18 protein-coding genes are annotated in these 17,921 nt (G+C 68.2%); 10 read left to right on the top strand and 8 right to left on the bottom strand.

Features of this window, described 5'->3' with window-relative positions; genetic code table 11:
• Positions 1–51: 51 nt before the first annotated feature.
• Positions 52–303: a hypothetical protein gene (locus ABZ622_RS10900; RefSeq protein ID WP_360542040.1), complete on the bottom strand. Its 252-nt coding sequence runs from the start codon at positions 301–303 to the stop codon at positions 52–54.
• A 192-nt stretch (positions 304–495) separates the two neighbouring features.
• Between ABZ622_RS10900 and ABZ622_RS10895 the strand changes: the two genes are divergently transcribed.
• Both ABZ622_RS10895 and ABZ622_RS10890 read left to right on the top strand, forming a co-directional pair.
• Positions 496–1,011, top strand: coding sequence for a hypothetical protein (locus ABZ622_RS10895; protein ID WP_360542039.1), 516 nt, complete (start codon positions 496–498; stop codon positions 1,009–1,011).
• 435 nt (positions 1,012–1,446) lie between these two features.
• Positions 1,447–1,842 (top strand): hypothetical protein, encoded by a 396-nt coding sequence (locus tag ABZ622_RS10890; protein ID WP_360542038.1) that lies wholly within the window; start codon positions 1,447–1,449, stop codon positions 1,840–1,842.
• A gap of 124 nt (positions 1,843–1,966) precedes the next feature.
• On the opposite strand, the gene ABZ622_RS10885 is transcribed toward ABZ622_RS10890, so the two are convergent.
• A complete protein-coding gene (locus ABZ622_RS10885) occupies positions 1,967–2,896 on the bottom strand; it encodes a nucleotidyltransferase domain-containing protein (RefSeq protein WP_360542037.1) in 930 nt (309 codons plus the stop codon).
• Positions 2,897–3,113: 217 nt separating this feature from the next.
• On the opposite strand from ABZ622_RS10885, the gene ABZ622_RS10880 reads away from it, so the two are divergent.
• The 3 genes from ABZ622_RS10880 (at position 3,114) to ABZ622_RS10870 (ending at position 6,258) form a co-directional block, all read left to right on the top strand.
• Positions 3,114–3,725, top strand: a complete 612-nt coding sequence (locus tag ABZ622_RS10880; protein ID WP_360542036.1) for a hypothetical protein — start codon at positions 3,114–3,116, stop codon at positions 3,723–3,725.
• Between the two features lie 178 nt (positions 3,726–3,903).
• Positions 3,904–4,569: a hypothetical protein gene (locus ABZ622_RS10875; RefSeq protein ID WP_360542035.1), complete on the top strand. Its 666-nt coding sequence runs from the start codon at positions 3,904–3,906 to the stop codon at positions 4,567–4,569.
• An 840-nt stretch (positions 4,570–5,409) separates the two neighbouring features.
• Positions 5,410–6,258 carry a hypothetical protein gene (locus tag ABZ622_RS10870; protein ID WP_360542034.1) on the top strand — a complete coding sequence of 283 codons (849 nt, stop codon included), beginning with the start codon at positions 5,410–5,412 and terminating at the stop codon, positions 6,256–6,258.
• An 85-nt stretch (positions 6,259–6,343) separates the two neighbouring features.
• On the opposite strand, the gene ABZ622_RS10865 is transcribed toward ABZ622_RS10870, so the two are convergent.
• Positions 6,344–7,300 carry an SDR family NAD(P)-dependent oxidoreductase gene (locus ABZ622_RS10865; RefSeq protein WP_360542033.1) on the bottom strand — a complete coding sequence of 319 codons (957 nt, stop codon included), beginning with the start codon at positions 7,298–7,300 and terminating at the stop codon, positions 6,344–6,346.
• 52 nt (positions 7,301–7,352) lie between these two features.
• Here ABZ622_RS10865 and ABZ622_RS10860 point away from each other — a divergent pair, with 52 nt between their 5' ends.
• Entirely contained in the window at positions 7,353–7,772 is a 420-nt protein-coding gene (locus tag ABZ622_RS10860) for a MerR family transcriptional regulator (protein WP_360542032.1), read from the top strand.
• A 451-nt stretch (positions 7,773–8,223) separates the two neighbouring features.
• On the opposite strand, the gene ABZ622_RS10855 is transcribed toward ABZ622_RS10860, so the two are convergent.
• Both ABZ622_RS10855 and ABZ622_RS10850 read right to left on the bottom strand, forming a co-directional pair.
• Positions 8,224–8,787 carry a dihydrofolate reductase family protein gene (locus ABZ622_RS10855; RefSeq protein WP_360542031.1) on the bottom strand — a complete coding sequence of 188 codons (564 nt, stop codon included), beginning with the start codon at positions 8,785–8,787 and terminating at the stop codon, positions 8,224–8,226.
• 198 nt (positions 8,788–8,985) lie between these two features.
• Positions 8,986–9,438 carry a helix-turn-helix domain-containing protein gene (locus tag ABZ622_RS10850; RefSeq protein WP_360542030.1) on the bottom strand — a complete coding sequence of 151 codons (453 nt, stop codon included), beginning with the start codon at positions 9,436–9,438 and terminating at the stop codon, positions 8,986–8,988.
• 92 nt (positions 9,439–9,530) lie between these two features.
• Between ABZ622_RS10850 and ABZ622_RS10845 the strand changes: the two genes are divergently transcribed.
• Entirely contained in the window at positions 9,531–10,370 is an 840-nt protein-coding gene (locus ABZ622_RS10845) for an NAD(P)H-binding protein (RefSeq protein ID WP_360542029.1), read from the top strand.
• A 387-nt stretch (positions 10,371–10,757) separates the two neighbouring features.
• Here the strand turns inward: ABZ622_RS10845 and ABZ622_RS10840 are convergent, their stop codons facing one another.
• Positions 10,758–11,027, bottom strand: a complete 270-nt coding sequence (locus ABZ622_RS10840; protein WP_360542028.1) for a hypothetical protein — start codon at positions 11,025–11,027, stop codon at positions 10,758–10,760.
• Between the two features lie 285 nt (positions 11,028–11,312).
• Between ABZ622_RS10840 and ABZ622_RS10835 the strand changes: the two genes are divergently transcribed.
• From ABZ622_RS10835 to ABZ622_RS10825, 3 genes are all read left to right on the top strand, one after another.
• Positions 11,313–12,056, top strand: a complete 744-nt coding sequence (locus ABZ622_RS10835) for a site-specific integrase (protein WP_360542027.1) — start codon at positions 11,313–11,315, stop codon at positions 12,054–12,056.
• A gap of 66 nt (positions 12,057–12,122) precedes the next feature.
• Positions 12,123–12,350: a helix-turn-helix transcriptional regulator gene (locus tag ABZ622_RS10830; protein WP_360542140.1), complete on the top strand. Its 228-nt coding sequence runs from the start codon at positions 12,123–12,125 to the stop codon at positions 12,348–12,350.
• Positions 12,351–12,560: 210 nt separating this feature from the next.
• The gene (locus tag ABZ622_RS10825) at positions 12,561–12,977 is read left to right on the top strand and encodes a hypothetical protein (protein WP_360542026.1); all 417 of its coding nucleotides are present in this window, start codon (positions 12,561–12,563) and stop codon (positions 12,975–12,977) included.
• Positions 12,978–14,790: 1,813 nt separating this feature from the next.
• On the opposite strand, the gene ABZ622_RS10820 is transcribed toward ABZ622_RS10825, so the two are convergent.
• Positions 14,791–15,462, bottom strand: coding sequence for a hypothetical protein (locus ABZ622_RS10820; RefSeq protein WP_360542025.1), 672 nt, complete (start codon positions 15,460–15,462; stop codon positions 14,791–14,793).
• A 143-nt stretch (positions 15,463–15,605) separates the two neighbouring features.
• Positions 15,606–17,846, bottom strand: a complete 2,241-nt coding sequence (locus ABZ622_RS10815) for a serine/threonine-protein kinase (protein WP_360542024.1) — start codon at positions 17,844–17,846, stop codon at positions 15,606–15,608.
• Positions 17,847–17,921: the final 75 nt, after the last annotated feature.

Raw genomic sequence — 17,921 nt, 5'->3', positions numbered from 1 at the left:
CCAGACCGCACTGCTCACACATGTCCCGTCCTCCTCAGGTCTCCACTCGCTCTACGCGCGTTGCTTGACGAGAGCATGCCAGAGAGAGCGGTGGTACTCCAGGGCCCTCGTACGGGACATCCACGCATCCTCCGCGAGGGCTGAAGCACACCGCCGGTTCCCGTGCGGGATCCCCTCAGGGACGATCGCGGTCAGAAGGTTCTGTTGCCCGGCGATCAGCTCCAGTTCCCGGTACCGGGCGTAGTCGGGTACGGAGCGCATCGCGGTGATCGCGTAGTCGCCGTCGAGGTGCGGGAGTGGCACGCCGCATGGCGCCCGCCGCACGCCGCACGCCGCCACGCTCGTCGGAAGACGGGCCCCTCAAAAACGCCGGCCATTCGTCTCGCCGGCCCCATTGTGCGGTTGCACGGTGCCGGCGGTACCGGTCTGCACCGTCGCCGAGACCCAGACGTATGCGAACTTCGCCATGGCCGCATATGGCCTAGGCTTGAGCCCATGTCCGAGAACGGCGCACCACCGAAAGGCTCGGGCACTGAAGTTCCGAGCATCGAATCGCAGTTGCCCACTACCCTGCATGTCGCCGGGCTTGCGCTGGGCCGGATGGAGAGCCCTCCGTCGTCGGCCTGCTGGACCTGCTACTTCGCCGAGTCGGCGGACGCGGACCAGGTCGCCATAACTCTGGTCATCGAGCCGGCGGCCCCGCCGGACGAGTCCACCCTCCAGCTCGCTCACGACGTTGTGGGCCGCTTCGGCGCTTTCGTCGACCATGCCCTGGAGTACTGCCGCACCCGGCTCCGGGAACGGCACTTTGAGCTCACAAGCGAAGAACTGAACTGGCTGGACCTTCCCGAGTTGCCAATCGCGGCTCCCGAAGCAACGGTGTGGGCCGACCAGACCTGGGCCATCCGCTTCACCCAGAGCAGACTCCGGCTGGCGGACCCCTACGGAATCCTCGTGACGTTCAACGGAACACAGCCCGTCGATCTCCAAGGCCTCACCGACGAGCAATGAACCCGCCCGTCGCATCGTCGCCTCTCAGGCGTTCCCGTCCCGGTCCTGGGCGGAGGTGCGGTGCGGGCTTCGGCGACGGTGCCGTTGTTCGGCATGTCCGGGCGCCCATCGACGAGGGCACCACCTCAAGCCAACACGCCATTGGGTGACGCGGCTCAGCCAGGCGAGTGACAGCGGCCATCGTGGACTGCTGCCGGGTGGGCCGATGCTCCAGGATCGGTGCCGCCGCCTCCGGCGCAATGGGTGTCGACCACGTCTGCAGGTGTGATCGGCCCGATTCACAGCTGTTCGAGGAGTCCCGTCTCATGCGTTCACGCGTCATCCCAGTCCTGGTCGCCGCGGTTGCGACCGCCGCGGCACTCACGCAACCCGCCCCATGCCGCCCCGCCCATCGACTGGGTCTATCGGTTCGCGGCTCTCAAGGACGGCAAGTGTTTGGTCTGGCCGAAGCTGAACGGGAGTACCGGCGCGGTGTCGCTGGGCGCCTGCACGGACGACTCCACCGCCTCGGCGAACTGGCGGGTACGGCAACGCCCCAACGGAACCATGGAAGTCTCCACGGCTGACTCGAACCCGAGTACCTGCCTGAGGGTGTCGACGGATCACCGCGTGATGGTCAGCGACAACTGCACCGACAAATACGCCGAGTGGACCGTCTCCTACGGGTCCGCCGGGCCCGGCAGCGTGGTGTGGGCCAACATCGAGCACACCCCCGGCGACCACTCCGGCTCATGGGGGAAGCTGGTGGACACTCCCGACGTAATCGGTCGGCTCGTGGTGAAGCAGACCCCCATCGAGCCGCACTACTGGGCATTGCAGCAGGTCGGCTAGGAGCCCTCTTCAGGGTCCGGCGACCCGCCTGCGCACGCTTCCCACCATTCGACCGGCTCCACGGGCGTCACCTCGTCCCTTCATCCCCTCGTCATCCCCTCGCCCGCAGGCGAAAGCAGTGGGGCTAGCCGCCCGCGCCGAGTCGCACACAGATGCGGGCGAGGTCGAGCGAACGCTCCAGGTCCCCGCGGCCCCACGTCCTGGTGGCTTCGGGCCCCCTGCGGGCGTCGAGCACCTGCGTGAGGTGCTGCCGGAACTCCGGCGACCTGCCGGAGGCCAGCTCGCCACCCTCCGACTTCGAGACGATGCGCCCGGTGAGCACCGTCGCCAGCAGGCGGGCCGGCCCCAGGGACATCCACTCGACCTCGAACGCGGAGACCGGGTGGTCCGCTTCGTTGCTCAGGCAGATCTGTTCGGACAGGGTGATCCTGTTGCGCCAGTACTTGTCGAGATTGGCGCGGGAGAACCTGATCGCCCCGTCGCACGCGGTCTCCTCCTCGATCGGCAGCCCTGCGCTCCTCGGATCCACCGCCGTCACCGCCCCGTCCTCGGCGAGGGGCACACGGACACCTGACTGGACGATGTTGAGCCAGGTCGCCCAGTTCATGGGTCCGTCCGCCGACTCGGGGTGCAGAGTTCCGGCGACCGACGCCACGACGGACCGAAGGGCGTCAGGCCCCTTGGCCAGGCCGTCTCTTGTCACATACATCGCATCGATCGTGTGACCGTATTCGTGCTCGGAGTTCTCGTGCAGCGGCGAGACGGCGTCGCACGCCTGTGAATCCATTCCCCGCTCCACGACACAGACAAGGTCGATATCGCTGTTCGCCTGCCAGTCGCCGAGCGACGCGGATCCCACCACCACGACATCACGGAGAGTGTCGCCCAGGGCGTCGGTCAGTCGATTCGTGAAACGCCGTGCGAGAACCCACGGTTCCTGGTCGGAATCGATCACATATGGAGAAGTCAACTCGACGCCCTTCTCAGAAATCGTGCGGATGCGCGCATGCTGGCGGTGACAGCCCGACAGAACGGGTGCAGGTTTCTTGATCACGAAGTTCGACGCTCCGCGAACATTGGGGATACCTGTGCCTGAACTGCGAACACGGCTGGCCGAACCACTACGGAGCCGGATCCCGACGCCGCTGCCCGGGCGCCCTCACCATTGATGCGCCCCACCCAATTGGGCTGTCACCGGCCGCGGCGCACCGGTTGTCAGAGGTGCCTCCTAACCTTTGAGGTGTCATCCTGGGCAGCGAGAGGATTCACCTGTGTTTGACGAGCGGTTGAAAGAGTTCTCCCGGGAGCGGCTGGGCGGACGTCCCGTGCCCGAGGACGTACGGCTCCTGGCGACAGCACAGTGGGAGGGTCGCGGACACCCCTTCGAGCAGTTCGGCATCACCATCTTGGAGCCCGGTGCCCAACACCCGCTGATCGACACCAGCTATCTCAGCGAGAAGGAGCTCGCCAATCCCGACATCATGGCCAACTGTGCGGCATCCGAGCGGATGGCCAAGTATCTCAAGGCCGTGGCCCAGGACGAGGACGGCAGCTTCTATGGGTACTGGCTGTACCCGCAGCAGCGGGAGGACCAGCAGCCGCCGCCGGTCATCAAGGTCGATACGGAGTCGACGTACTGGGAATTGGGCGGGCGCACCTTCTCCGAAGCTTGCTTGTACGACATCGCCTTCGACGATGACGAGCTGTTCGTGAAGGTGGCCGCGGAGCTCGCACAGCTGCACATATCCATTCCTGTCAGTTCCGGTGAGGACCTCGCCGAACCGTCGGCCGACCCTGCCCCGGAAGACATGCACAGGCGGCTCTACTATGCCGAGCGGGAGAGGCTCGGGCTGCCGTCACAGAGACAGGATCCTCGATCCTGAATACCCGGTGATCACCTGTTGAGTATGGGAGGATCGGCCGCTGTGAGGACGTTCCCCTTTCAGTCCACCGCACCCATCGGACCAGGCCGGCCGGTATCGCTCACTCTCCGGAGGGCCCACCACCACAGTTGTGCCCCGGCCGCACACCGGGCTTCGCCCCGCTCCCGTTCCGCACCCCATGACTGACGGACGCGCCGCGCGTGGGATCGACGCGAAGCGATTGCCCGAGGACGTCATGGCACGCATCGACGCCCTCGCCCCCGGCGAGGACCTGGTGATCACCCGGGACGGGGAACCAGTAGCGAGGATCTCCGGCATCCCCGGTACTGGCGTCCCCAGTACTGGCGTCCCCGGCGCCGTAGTCATCGGCACCGTCATCGATCCGGTCACGCCGGGCACGACCGATGAGGAGCCGTCGGACACGCACAAAGGCGTCACGGTCGTCGTGACCGCGATGAAACTGTCGGATTCGGCCCGCACCTCACTCTCCGACCAACTCGGCGCGGACTACATCGTGCTCGACATGCACGCGGCTCCCGTATCGGCCGATGTCCTGCTGGTGCCGCCGGTCAGCCCGCAGCTGATCGGCAGCCTGCGGTCGGCGTTCCCCGAGGCCCGGGTCGTCGTCGCCGAAATCGAGGACGACGAACTCGGAGTCAGCTACCAGGGCCCGGTCCGTCGCCTGCTCGACGCGGGCGCCGAGGTGTACCTCCCCCCGGCAACCGTCCCCCAACTGGCAAAACAGCTCGACCGAACCCTCACCCATCACCGAAGCCACTTGCTCGGCGGCTCCCCCACCCCGGAAATCGGACCGCACCGCGAGACACCGGATTCCCGGCGGTGACCCATCCGACACTCGCGCGGGCCGGGCAGGGCGTCTGCCCCGGCATCGGGCGGCCACCGGGCCTGATGGCCCACGTCGCCCGGGCGGTGGTCAAGGCCTCGCGGCCACTTGGTGAAGACGAGACCGACGTTGTGTCCGCCGAACCCCAACGAGTTGGCCAGCGCGGCAGACCACTGACCGGTGCGCCGTTCACCTGTAGGGTCTCAGATCTCATGGCCAAATCTCAGAGCAGATAGCCACTGTTTGGCCAGTTGGCCATGCCGCTGCGACGCACACTGTCCTGTCGGATTCTCATAGCGTTGCGCGCCGAGCAATGATGTTTGCCCCGTACATCGGAATTGATCTCATTTTCCTGGTCCTGTTCTCGCGCTACCTGTCACGGTCGTCTCGGCAGGTACGCGGAGCCGGGGGTGGCGACGGATCTGAGTCTGGTCGATATCGAGTGGGCTGACGGCGAGGATGGCGGGCTGCGGAAGTCCGTGCTGGAGGCTGTGTCCCGGGTTCGGTTCGAGTCGGTGCTCCCGGTGCGACGGTTCACGTCGTACCGCGGGCAGCGGCACTTCACGAGCGCCTCGCAGCCGTTCCGGGTGACATGGCCGGGGAAGTAACGCCGGATCGCGCACACGCCGGACTACTTCGCACGGCTGGAGGACGGTTCGGGCCTGGTCGTCGATGTCCCGATACGAGGCCGAAGGGATGTGGGGACTGGTGGACGGCCGGTCCCGCAAACCACCGGCCCCGGTCCCCGGCGCTGGAAGGACGGACGAGCGCGTCGTCAAGGCGGCCACCGAGGCACAGGCCGGGCAGACGGACCCTTCGACAGGCGACCGCAAGCGGCTCATGCTGCACGCCGAACAGATTCTCGCCGCGAAGCGCGGCGAGGAAGCGGTGATACTCCTGCCGACGCGGGCTACCTTCTGCCGGCTGGTGAACAGCCTCGCCAAAAACAATGAGTCCTTCGGGCCGGCCACGGTCCGCCGTCAGCGGGCTCTTCGGCCCGTGGGGCCGTTCACCCCGTCCATGGCTGCCCGCCCCGGAAAGATCGTGCAGATCGACTCCACGCGGCTGGACGTGATGGCGGTGCTGGACGACAGAGTCGTGGCCCGCCCGGAACTGACGATCGCGGTCGATGTCACGACGCGCACGATCTGCACGGCCCTGCTCAGGCCCGCGGGCACGATAGGCGTCGACGCCGCGGTGCTGCTGGCGAGGATGCTGGTTCCCGCGCCGATGCGGCCGGGCTGGGGCCAGACCCTGGCGATGTCGGACTCGATCCTCCCGCACCAGCGGCTCACGGCGGTGGATGCGCAGTTGGAGAAAGCAGCGGCCAAGCCGGTCATCGTCCCGGACACCATCGTGATCGACCACGACAAGGTGTTCGTCTCCGGCCCCTTCTCCTCCGCCTGCTCGCTGCTGGGAATCTCGCTGCAGCTCGCCCGGCCCAGGACTCTCGACGGACAAGGCGATCGCGGAGAGGACGTTCGCGTCGATCAACTCGCTCTTCTGCCGGTACGTCGTCGGCTACACCGGCTCCGATGTCACCCGTCGCGGCAGCGACCCGGCCCTCTACCGGAGGTTCGGCCTCGACCGAGATCGCGGCTTCCGCGAACGCCAGGTCGTTTGAGAACCCTGGGCCTCCGTCTTCTCAAACGACCTGGCATCCCAGCAGGTCAACGGCCCGCTACCTGACACATGCACTTCGGCAGGACACCTGGTGCCCTGCCGTCTTCCAGTGGGCAGATTCTCAGTCCTTCTCATTCACAGTGGCGGATTTTCATCGGAACGCATTCATCCCGGTCAGCCTGCTGGAGAGTTCCCAGAGCCGGGATGCCGCCTCGGGGTCGGTCGCCCAGGGTTTGACTCCGCCGATGAGCATGTCGTCGGTGGCCGCCGGTGCAGCGATGTCACAGTCTTGGCAGTAGGCCCCTCCGTGACTGTCGAGCAGTGGTGACGTTGCCGCCCACACGGCTGTTGCCGCGCCTTGCTCCGGGGATTTGAAGCCGTCGGCCGGCTTGCCGTCGGGGGTCACCCAGCCCTGCACAAGCCACTCCTCGCGGGGGATGTGACGCTGCAACGGCGTGAGGATGCTGCCGGGGTGCACCGCGAAGGCGTGCAGGCCGCTGTCCGCGCCGAGGGTGTCGAGGTGAAGGGCGAAAAGCGCATTGGCGGTCTTGGACTGGGCATAGGCCAGCCAGCGGTCGTAGCCGGTGTGGAAGTGGATGTCGTCCCAGCGGATGTCGGACAGGAAATGACCGGACGAGGCCACGGACACCACCCGGGCCCCGGCGGGGGCGAAAGCCGGACGGAGATGGTGGGTGAGGGCGAAATGGCCGAGGTGGTTAATCGCGAAGTGTGCCTCCCAGCCGGCGCCGACACGCAATTCTGGGCAAGCCATCAGGCCGGCGCCATTGATGAGGATGTCGAGGGGACGGCCCGTTTCCAGGAAACGTTCGGAGAAGGCTCGGACGCTCTCCAGTTCTGCCAGATCGAGTGCGTACACCTCCGTCCTCGGGATGTCGTGCAGGGCTTGTTCGGCGGTAGCGGGCCGGCGAGCGGGGACGACGACGTGCGCTCCCGCGCGGGCGAGAGCGCGGGTGGTCACCAGGCCGAGGCCGGAGTAGCCGCCGGTGACAAGGGCGGTAGTGCCGGTCAGATCGGTGCCTGCGAGGGCATCGTCGGCCGTGCTGTGGGCACCGAATCCGGTGCCGATCTTCATCTGCTTCGTGATCACGCCTGTGACGCTAAAACCTAGACCGCACGCTAGGTCAAGGTAAGTTGCGGCTGTGAGCAAGGAGGCGGGCGGCCTGTCCATTGGCAGGGTCGCCGAGACGACCGGGTTGAGTGTGCATGCGCTGCGGTTCTTCGAACGCGAGGGCCTGTTCCTGCGCGCGATCCCGCGTTCCGGCGGCGGGCAGCGGATCTATGAACAGGCCGATGTGGACTGGCTCGTGTTGTGCGGTCGCCTCCGCGACTCAGGTATGCCAATCGCCACGATCAAGAAGTTCGCCGAACTTGTCCGGTCGGGGCCGGGTAACGAGACGGATCGCCTCGCTCTGCTGCGCGAGCACGAACGGAACGTGCGGGCCAAGATTGACGACCTGAACGCGAGCCTCGACGTCGTCCACGGCAAGGTCGTCACTTACGAGCAGCACCTTCGGGATGGGACAGCAGTCGGGCTCTGGTCACCGACGCTGCCTCGGTGAACCGTTCCAGCCATTCAGGGGCGAGGCGTACCCCCATCGCCGACGTGCCTTCCGCGGAAGCCATCTGGTTTGAGAAGGCCGGAGGCCGGCTTTCTCAAACCAGATGGCAGCCCACCAGTTCAGCAACCTGCCACCCGCCAGACGTCCTGCGCCAGGACATCGCTGGTCGGGGTTCTCACCCTTTCGGGTGGCGAGGTTCCGGCCTGCTCCGCCCGTCAGTGCCTGGCTGACGCCCTTGGCTGTACGGGGCGTTGCCCGTGGGGCGGGGGTACGCGATGGACAGTTTCCGTGGTGGAGCGGCAGGTTCGCAAGCGCATGCCGGATTGCTCTTGACCACTGAGCAGGGTCCGGCAGGGGTCGATGTGAAGCGGCACTGCCGGCTGCCCACCCCCCGGCGGCGGCGTTCACGTTCGCGTGGACCCGGCAGGCGGTCGAGTCGCGTGACGGACGCTCAGCGCCTCGTCTCGTACCTGGTCAGGATCACGCCGCAGGGAAACATCCGCGTCTCCACCAGGTTCAGGTTCACCCAGCTGTCCAGCACGGTGAAGAACGGCGTGCCACCGCCCACCAGGACCGGCGCGGTGGCCAGCACGTACTCGTCAATCAGCCCGGCCCGCATGGCCGCCCCGGCGAGCGTCGCGCCGCCGATGTCCATCGGGCCGCCGTCCTCGGCCTTGAGCCGGGTGATCTCGGCGACCGCGTCGCCGGTGACCAGGCGGGTGTTCCAGTCGACCTCGTCGATCGTCGAGGAGAACACCACCTTCGGCATGTCCCGCCAGCGGCGCGCGAACTCGATCTCCGCCGAGGTGGCGTTGGGCTGCCGTTCGGCGGTCGGCCAGTAGGAGCTCATCGTCCGCCACAGCTTGCCCCCGTACAGCGAGAGGTCGGTCGCCTGCAACTGGTCGGACCAGAACTGGAACAGGTCGTCGCTCGGCACGCTCCAGCCGATGTCGTCGCCGGGCGCGGCGATGTAGCCGTCCAGGGTCAGGTTCATGCCGTAGATCAGTTTCCGCATGGCGCCAGCCTTCCGTGAGTCGGTCTCACGCGTACAGACCGGCGCGGCGCGGGAAACTCATCGGTGCGCGATCTGAGACCGATCTTGGGTGACATCGCGGTGAGACGACAGAGAACCAGCAGGTCACGGAAGAGCGAGATGTCATCGGCGGCGAGATCCTGCAAACGAATGTGGGATCTCGGATCGGCTGGCCGAATCTCACGGCCGGTGGCCATTCCGTGGCCGATCAGCCACGGAACTGAGACTGTCCGGGCGGCCTGTTGCGCTCAGCCGCTCCGTGGCGGACGCCTCGTCGGTTGCCAGCCGCCGTGTGATCCGGTTGAACAGGTCCGTCAGCGGCTCGCCGACGTCCTGACCGAACTCGGTCAGCCCGTAGGTGACTTGGGGTGGCGTCGTCGGCGCGACCTCACGCCGGACCAGCCCGTCCTGGACCAGCGCGCGCAAAGTCTGAGCGAGCATCTTCTCGCTGATGCCCTGGATGCTGTCGCGCAACTCGTAGAACCGAAGGTCGTTTTTCCGCAACGAGATCAGCACCCAAATGCCCCACCTGCTGGTCACGTGATCGACCACGTCGCGTGCGGGGCAGTCGGTGTGAAACACGTCATACCGACTGCTCGTTCCGGCTTGCGTGAGCTGCGCGCCTTCCCTCATGTCCGGAGCTTACCTCTGGGTATGTTCTTACGAAAAGTAAGCCCTACTCCTAGCGTCAATTGCCACAGCGCACAACGGACTAGGAGCTGAACATGATCGTGGTGACCGGGGCTACCGGAAATATTGGCCGGCCACTGACGCGGGCCCTGGCCGAGGCGGGCGAGCAAGTGACAGCGGTGTCGCGGCACGCGGTGGAGGTGCCGGACGGCGTCCGCCACGTGGCGGCCGATCTGGCCGAACCGCTGAGCCTCGCACCCGCGTTGGACGGGGCGAAGGCGTTGTTCCTCCTGCTCTCCGGCGACCTGCACGCCCCTCAAGCGAGGCCGGCCGACATCATCGGCCTGGCCGCGGCCAGTGGGGTCCGCCGGGTCGTCCTGCTGTCCTCGCAGGGTGTGGCGACCAGGCCACTCGGCCCGTCGCGGGTCGCGATGCGCGCGTTGGAGGACGCGTTGAGAGAGTCCGGCCTGGACTGGGCCGTCCTGCGACCGGGCGGCTTCGCCTCCAACGCCTTGGCCTGGGCGGAGTCCGTCCGCACGCACGGGACGGTCGCCGCGCCCTTCGGCGACACAGGGGTACCGGTCATCGACCCGGTCGACATCGCGGAGGTCGCGGCGGCCTGCCTGCTGGACGACCGGCACACCGGCGGAATCTTCGAGCTGACCGGGCCGGAGGTGATCACGCCCCGTCAGCAGGCAGTGGCCATCGCAACGGCACTCCACTCGCCGGTACGGTTCCACGAACTCACCCGCGACGAGGCCAAGGCCACGATGACCCGGTTCGTACCGGCGGAACTCGCCGACGACACCCTGGACATCATCGCTGCCCCGAACCCGGCCGAACTGCGGATCAGCCCCGACGTGGAACGAGTCCTCGGCCGCGCCCCACGCCCCTTCAATGACTGGGTCGACCGCAACATCGCGGCATTCCGCTGAGACACCGCTCCACTGAAACGCCCGGGCCGCCCCGTGCGACTACGGCCGCACGGGGCGGCCCCATCACCGCCCACCACCAACCAGCGCTCAAGAGCCGGAGCGATCCGACAGGGTCCTACTGGTGTGCTGCGACGGTGAGCCTTCGGCAGGAGCGGGCGAGGGAGTCGAGGTCTCTCCGGCTGTTTCGGTCCCGGTGAACGGGTCGAGTTCTCGTTCCATCGGCTTGACTCAGGCGCGGATGTCAGCTCCCAGGAAGAGGAGCCATGTCCGGTGGATGGCCTCCTGCGGGCCAGGCCGCCCGCTCCTCGTGGCCGACCCGCGGATTCGGACGCAACCGTGAGACCGGATGGCGTGGAAACGGCGTGAGACACCAGGACCAGCCGCAGCTCACAGCCGCTCAATAGGACACGAACCGCGAGACCCCACATCACTGCGGACCACGTCCGGTTCCACGCGCGGGTCGAGTTCATCGAGGTTGCGCGTGGCCGGCACCGTGCCGTCCCTGAGCGCGAACAGGGCGGCCAAGGCGCCAACCGCTCCGGACGCGCCCATCATGCGACCTGTCATCGACTTCGTCGCCGTCACCGAAGCGTGGCTGCCGATCGCCCGGCCTCCGGCCCGGACGGCGGCTGCGACGTCGTGGGAGCCGGCGCCCACCGCTCCGTCCAAGCGCTCGCCCGCGAGATCCGGCCCCTGGAGCGGCGCACTCGCACATGACGCGACCCCGCTGCGCAGACGACCGGGTGAGCCTCTGAAGGGTTCGCACAGCACGGTAGGCGGCCGGCGGCCGGTTCCGCCGAACCCCGGGGAATTGCATCAGATGCGTGATTCTGCCCTCTAGCGAGAGGGGTGGGGAGTGTTCGAAGGTACGCGAGAGGTCGCTGGCTCGGCTCGGCCGGAGCTGGTCTCGGGGCGCATCTGCTACACCCCGAGGACGCGGTCTTGGAGGCGATGCTGGCGGGATGGGCACGCCAACAGATAGGTGGCCGTGGCCTTCAGAAGAAGACGGTCAGCGACCGTCGCGAGATCGTTGAGCAGTTCAGGGACTTCACGAACGAGTACCCGGGGAAGTGGACGGCCGCGGACATCGACGAGTGGATGGCCGACCTGGTGATGCGCCACGACCGTGCCAAGACGGCGCTCCGCACCTACCAGGGGGCAGTGGGCGTGTTCATGGACTACCTGCTCAACCCGGTCTACGGGTGGGTGGAGGTCTGTCTGGAGAGGTTCGGTACGCACCCGACGCCGATCCTCCACGACGGCAACCGGCGTGAACACCTCGTGGACTATGAGGGCGAGGAAGACCGTCGGCCGATGACGCGGGAAGAGTGCCAGCTCTTCTTCGACCACATCGACGAGCGGGTCGAGAAGGCCATCAAGCGGGGCCGCAAGGGGGCCTTGACCGACTACCGGGACTCCACCCTGTTCAAGACGATCTACGGGTGGGGGCTGAGAGCCTCGGAGGCATCCGGCCTGGATGTCGTAGACCTCTACCGCAGCGCGAAGGCCCCGCAGTTCGGCCGCTACGGCATGGTGCACGTCCGTAAGACCGAGGGGGCCAAGGGCTCGGGACCCCGGCGGCGGAACGTCGCCGGCATCAAGCCGTGGGCGGTCGAGGCCCTGGAGGACTACGTCGTCAACCTCCGTCCCCGCTACGGCTTCCCAGCCACCCGGCCCTCTGGCTGACCGAACGCGGCGGCCGGCTGCGGGTCCGCGAGACAGAGGACCGGTTCGCCCTCTACCGAGCGGGGCATCGATCTGTCGGCCGGCCAGATCTACCGCCTGGTGGTCGAGACGCCGGAACGGCTCAACCTCAAGGTGCTGATGGCCCTGCTCGACACCCTCGGCTGCTCGATGGACGACGTGATCGATCCGGTCGCCGCAGGCCGGCCCCGGGCGAACAAGGCCGCAGACGGCACCGGGACCACCGGCGTCGGCGACTTCCGGCCCAAGCGAGCCCGGATCGTTCGGCCGTCGTGACCACCACCCCGAGAGCCGAGACGGACCCGAACGCGGTGATCGTCGGCCTCGTCGCCGCGGTCGGCCCGACTTGCCACCGCAGACGGTCCAGCACGCGATATCTCAGGCCGTACACGCCAAGCCGCGTGCTGTCCTCTTGGCACGGACGCCGGAGGGTGATCCGGGGCTGCTGACCTCGGCCGGGCCGAAGGCCCGGCTTCGGTCGAACGCTTGATCCGCCTTCTCGCGCAGGCTGGTGCCGTCAACGTCGGCCGGCCGCCCTGCTCGCGTTGCGGCAGGCTGGGGCCGCTGACGAACACCAATGGCTCTGGCCCGCGGACCTGTGCCTCATGCGGCGGGAAACGCCCGGACACCCGCTGGGCCTGCAGCGTCTGCGGCAACAGCAAGATCCCGCGCTACGGGCTGGACCGCTCCGGTCGTGAAGTCTGCCGGTCCTGCTACCGGGCCGAGTGCACCGAGGACCCGGCCGCTGACCTCCTGAACTACCTCAGCGGTCTTGCCCTCGGGCTCGGTGAGTCCGTGCTCCGGGAAGTGATCGCCGAGGTCACCAAAGGCAGCACCTCCATCACCCGGCGCCTGCTCCGGGACGTTCAGAGCCAGCCGGCCTTGCTGGCCGGGCAGGCTTGACCACCACGGGCCCCGGACCCTCCTGCTGGCCGAGCGACTGCACCAGGCCGGCGCCGACAGTGTTCCGACGCCGAAGTGCCCGCACTGCGACCGCGCCGTCCGGCTGAGCCACTCCATCAAGCGGCTCCGGGGCTGCGGCACCTGCTGCAACCGCTCGACCGCCAAGCCCTGCACGCACTGCGGCCGCTCGCGTCCCGTCGCCGGACGCACACCCGACGGCGCCCCCTTCTGCAGCGACTGCCGCAACAAGGACGCCACCTGACAGGAGGAACGCGTCGGCTGCGGCCGTCACCGTGCTGTTGCCGCACGCACCGAGAACGGGCCGCTCTGCACGTCATGCCGCAAGCCACCCAGGATGCAGTGCGGCACCTGCGGCAAGATCCGCCCCTGCTTCCACAGCGCTGCCGGCACCCCACGCTGCCGGGCCTGCCTGAGGAAACTGGAGCCCTGCACCGACTGCGGACGCACCTTGCGCGTGGTCGCCCGAACACCGCGAGGACCGTTCTGCGAGAACTGCTGGGAGGACGCCCCCCGAGGCCCGCAAGCCCTGTCAGCAGTGCGGCACCGTCGAGAAGCTCTTCCACTTCGGCCTCTGCCGCCGATGCGCCGGCGAACGCCACCCGCGGAACCTGCTGACCTCACCGGACGGCACCAGGCGGCCCGAACCCGACAAGGTCGTGGACGCGCTGCTGAACTTGAACTCCCGCCGGACGCTGCTCCATCTGCGGGAGTCGGCGACCGCCACCCGCCTGGTCACCGACCTCGCCTCCGGGACCTGCGAGCTCACCCACGAAGCTCTCGATGCCCGCATGGCCGGACAGACGGACATGGCCGTCTGTCCTACTTCCGCGCCGTCCTCGTCTCCGCCGGCGTCCTGCCCGTCCGCGACGAGTACATGGCCCGGCTGGAACGTTGGATCGAACGGAAGCTCGCCGCCATCAACGACGCCGAGGACCGCAAGCTGATCACCGCGTTCGCCCGCTGGGACCGCATCGCACGACTCGGACGACGATGCCGCGGCAAGCCGCTATCCGCCCAGGCGGCCGACATCATCCAGACCAGATCGCCAAGGCCATCGCCTTGCTCAGCTGGATCAAGGACCAGGGCGAGACGCCGGCCACCTGCCGGCAAGCACAGATCGACCTCTGGCTCACCTCCGAAGACCACCAGGGCCCCTACAGCGCACGCCCGTTCGTCACCTGGGCAGTCCGCAGCAAGTTCGCCTTCAACATCAGCATCCCCGCCCGTCCCCGGCGCGTCTTCCACCGCCCGCTGGACGCCGACGCACGCTGGAGCATCGCCCGTCGGCTCCTGAACGACGACTCGATCGAGACCAAGGACCGCGTCGCCGGACTGATGGTCCTGCTCTATGGCCAGACCCCCGCCCGAACCTGCCGTCCGACCACCGCACACGTCATCCACGACGGCAAGGGCGTCGCCCTTCAGCTCCGCGAGATCCCGTTGAGGCTGCCGCCGCCCCTGGACGCCCCGGTCCTACGACTCGTCGGCATCGCCAACGATCACCAGCACACCGTGATGGCAAACGCGTCCAACGCACCCTGGCTCTTCCCGACCCAGCAGCCGGGAAAGCACCTGACCAGCAAGCAGTTCCTCTCCCGACTTCGGAAGATCGGGCTCCCCTCCGAGGCCGCTCGCTGCGCGGCCCTGCTCGACATCTGCACCACGATGCCGGCGGGCGTCCTCGAACGGCTCCTCGGCATCAGCCCCGCAGCAGCCAGCCGATGGGCAGCCGAGGTGGCCCGCCGATCAGACGCCGATCAGACGCCGACGAGACTCTCGATCACTTCTGATCTCAGTCAGCGCTGTCCTCGACGCCTCCGCGCAGACCCCACTCATCCAAGCCGGCATAGATCAATGCAGTGCGCCCCCGCGGAAAGGAGAGCGCCTCGGCCATACCTGTATAGACCGCCACCAGAGAGTCGGCTCCTCGCCACCAGGTATCGGCCAGGCCCATCACTTCGCGTACTGGCTCGAACCCGTCCAGCACGATGCCGTCGACATCGTCGCCGGTGACCTTGACGATCTGCCTCGCCCACATGGACGCGTGGTGGGTCAGCGCGAGCGACTCGACCCAGCCCTCGACGGTGGCATGGAGGGGCACCCACTGACCTCCGTGAATACCGAACTCGCCGGACGGCCCGATCATGAACGAGTAGGGGACCGCGGTCCGCTGCACCCCTGCTTCGAACGACCATCCCTCGGATGCAGAGCCTTCGGGAGAGTCCGCTTCGAGATACCTCGGGCCACCGTCGTACTGCGATGCGGGTGGTAGAACCAGACCGCCCCAGCGCTCTCTATAGGTCACCATCCGGTCGATGACCGCCGCTGGGATGTCTCGGTCGAGCCACCACTGTCTGTGCTCCTCGACGTGCATGACATCGACCTTGACACCGTGCGCTCGGACGAACGAGCGGGCCCGTTGGGTCAGACCATCGGGCACATCGTTGAAAAGGTTGAGATTCACCAGAAGGACGCTACCCAGTAGCCTCAGGGGCGGCGGGCCCCGACCCCCCTTTGGTTCCCGGGGCACCGTGCCCCGGTCGAGCTGAAGACATGGGCTTGGCCGCCCTGTTCCGCACGCCCGAATATCCGAACCTACCGACAGGGTCAGCCCGCCTTCGGCGGGTTCCGAGCGTCGAAGGCGAAGAGTGTGTTCTTGGCCGCAGCCACGATCAGCGCGCGCCCCACGACGGTCACGCGCGGGCTTGCGCCCTCCTCGCCGGTCAGACCGTCGGCCTGCGGATCTGTTGTCCACAGGGCTTTGCCGTCGTGCGGCGACAGTGCGACCACCCGGCCGGTGGCCGAGCTGAAATACAGCGCGTCGACTCCCGCCACGGGCCCCGAAGCGCCCTCCACGCCCATCTGCCGGGACCACTTCTTCCGGCCGGTCGCGGGGTCGAGCGCCGTGACGAGACCCGTCCGCCCGCTCAAGTAGAGGGTGCCGTCCACCATGCCGGGCGTCCCCGAGTACGTCTCGGTCAGCCGGGAGTACGTGACCTTCCGCGAGACCGGGTCGACCCGCGCCACCCCGTCGTAGCCGGCCAGCGCCGGCCCCTCCATGTGCTCCTGAAGGAGTACGAGCCTGCCGTCGGCGACGCCCATCGGCACGGCGGGGCCGTCGACCGCGATGGGCCTGCCCAGTGTCCCCGAGGCGCGGTCGACCGGGTACAGGGTGGAGTGCCACACCGCTGAGGCGTCCACCTCCTCATTCGTCGCGCACATCGCGAGGAGCTGCGCGCCCGCCAGGACGGGCGCGCACTGCGTGGCCGCGGGGAACGGCGTCTTCCAGGCGACCTTGCCGCTGTGCGCGTCCCGGGCCTCGAAGCGGGAGTTGTAGGCGTCGACCGTCACAACGGCGGAGCCGACCACCATGGCGTCCTGAGTCCGGCCCGTGACGGCCTGCGACTGGGCGCCGGACGGCACGGACCACAGCTCCCGCCCATTGTTCGCGTCGATGGCCACCACCTCACTGGGAGGGCCCTGCGGGGCATCCTGGGCGGCGAAGCGGTAACCGAGCACCGTGTCATCGGTCGCGCCCACCAGGTGCATGCCCTGGACAGGTACGCCCGGGCTCTTCGCCGTCCATACCCGGGAGCCGTCCGAGGCTCTGATCCGGGTCGCGACGACACCGCCGCCCCCGCAGAACAGCGCGTCGCCCCGCGCGACGCAACGCAGCTCGTCGGGGGTGTCCTCGCTACCGCCCAGCACGGACTTGCGCCATGGCCCGAAGCCGTCCGGAAGCGCGGGAACCGGCTCCGCGACGCTGTTGCCCTTGTCGCCGCGATTCCCCCCGAAGCCGCCCGCCGCCAGCGCGGCGACTCCCCCGCCGATCGCTGCCACCGCGACCGCGGCGGCGAGCACGGGACGCCATCGGCGACGCAGACGACCGCCGACCGAGGTCCCGGCGCCCACTGCACCGGGACCGGCCGTGGCGGTGGCCGGGGAATTCGGCGCCGGAGTGGCCGGCGTCGCGAGGTGATGCTGGGTGATCATGTCGCGGGTGCGACCCACGCCGGCCCCGTTCGCGTCGGCCCCGCCGAGATCGGCCGGCAGGTCCCGCAAGAGCACGAGGAGTTCGTCCGCCGAGGGACGCCCCTCGGGCTCCTTGGCCAGGCACGGCTCGACGACCACGCGCAGGGCCGCCGGCACCGCACCCAGTGACGGCTCGTCGTGCACCACCTGATACGCCGTGATGTACGGGCTGTCCGCGTCGAAGGGCCCGTGCCCCGTCGCCGCGTACACCAGCAACGTCCCCAGCGAGAAGACATCGGACCGCGGCCCCACACCACGCGGCGCCTGCAACTGCTCCGGCGACATGAACGGCGGCGTACCGATGACCCGTCCTGTCATCGTCAGCGTCTGCTGGTCCACGGCGCGCGAGATACCGAAGTCGATGACGCGCGGGCCCTCGGGCGAGAGCACGACGTTCGAGGGCTTCAGGTCACGGTGGACGACCCCCACGCGGTGGATGTCGCGCAGCGCCTCCGCCAGCCCGATGGCGAGCCTTCTCAGCTCTGCTCCGCTGAGCGGGCCTTCCGCCGCGATGCGCTGGGCGAGCGTGTGCCCCTCGATATAGGTCGTCGCCATCCACGGATGCTCGGCATCGGGGGCAGCGTCGACCACGGCGGCGGTGAATGCGCCGCTCACCCGCCTCGCCGCCGCCACCTCCTGCCGGAAACGGATGCGGAACTCGTCGTCCCCAGCGAACTGCTGGTGGATCAGCTTGATCGCGATGGGCCGCCCCGAGCTGGTACGGGCCAGGAAGACCGTGCCCATGCCACCCGAGCCGAGCCGCGCCTCAAGCGGATAGCCGCCGATCTCGGCTGGATCACCTCCGCGCAGCGACACTCTTCCCGACCTCCCGTCCCCCGTGTACCTCTGCCGCCACGGGCCTGCGTACCTGTCCTGCACACAAACTAGCCG

It is taken from the genome of Streptomyces sp. NPDC007164 (genome assembly GCF_040634135.1).
Classification (GTDB): Bacteria; Actinomycetota; Actinomycetes; order Streptomycetales; family Streptomycetaceae; genus Streptomyces; species Streptomyces sanglieri.
The sequence above is the reverse complement of the archived record's forward strand: the minus strand, read 5'-3'. Positions and strand labels throughout refer to the sequence as shown.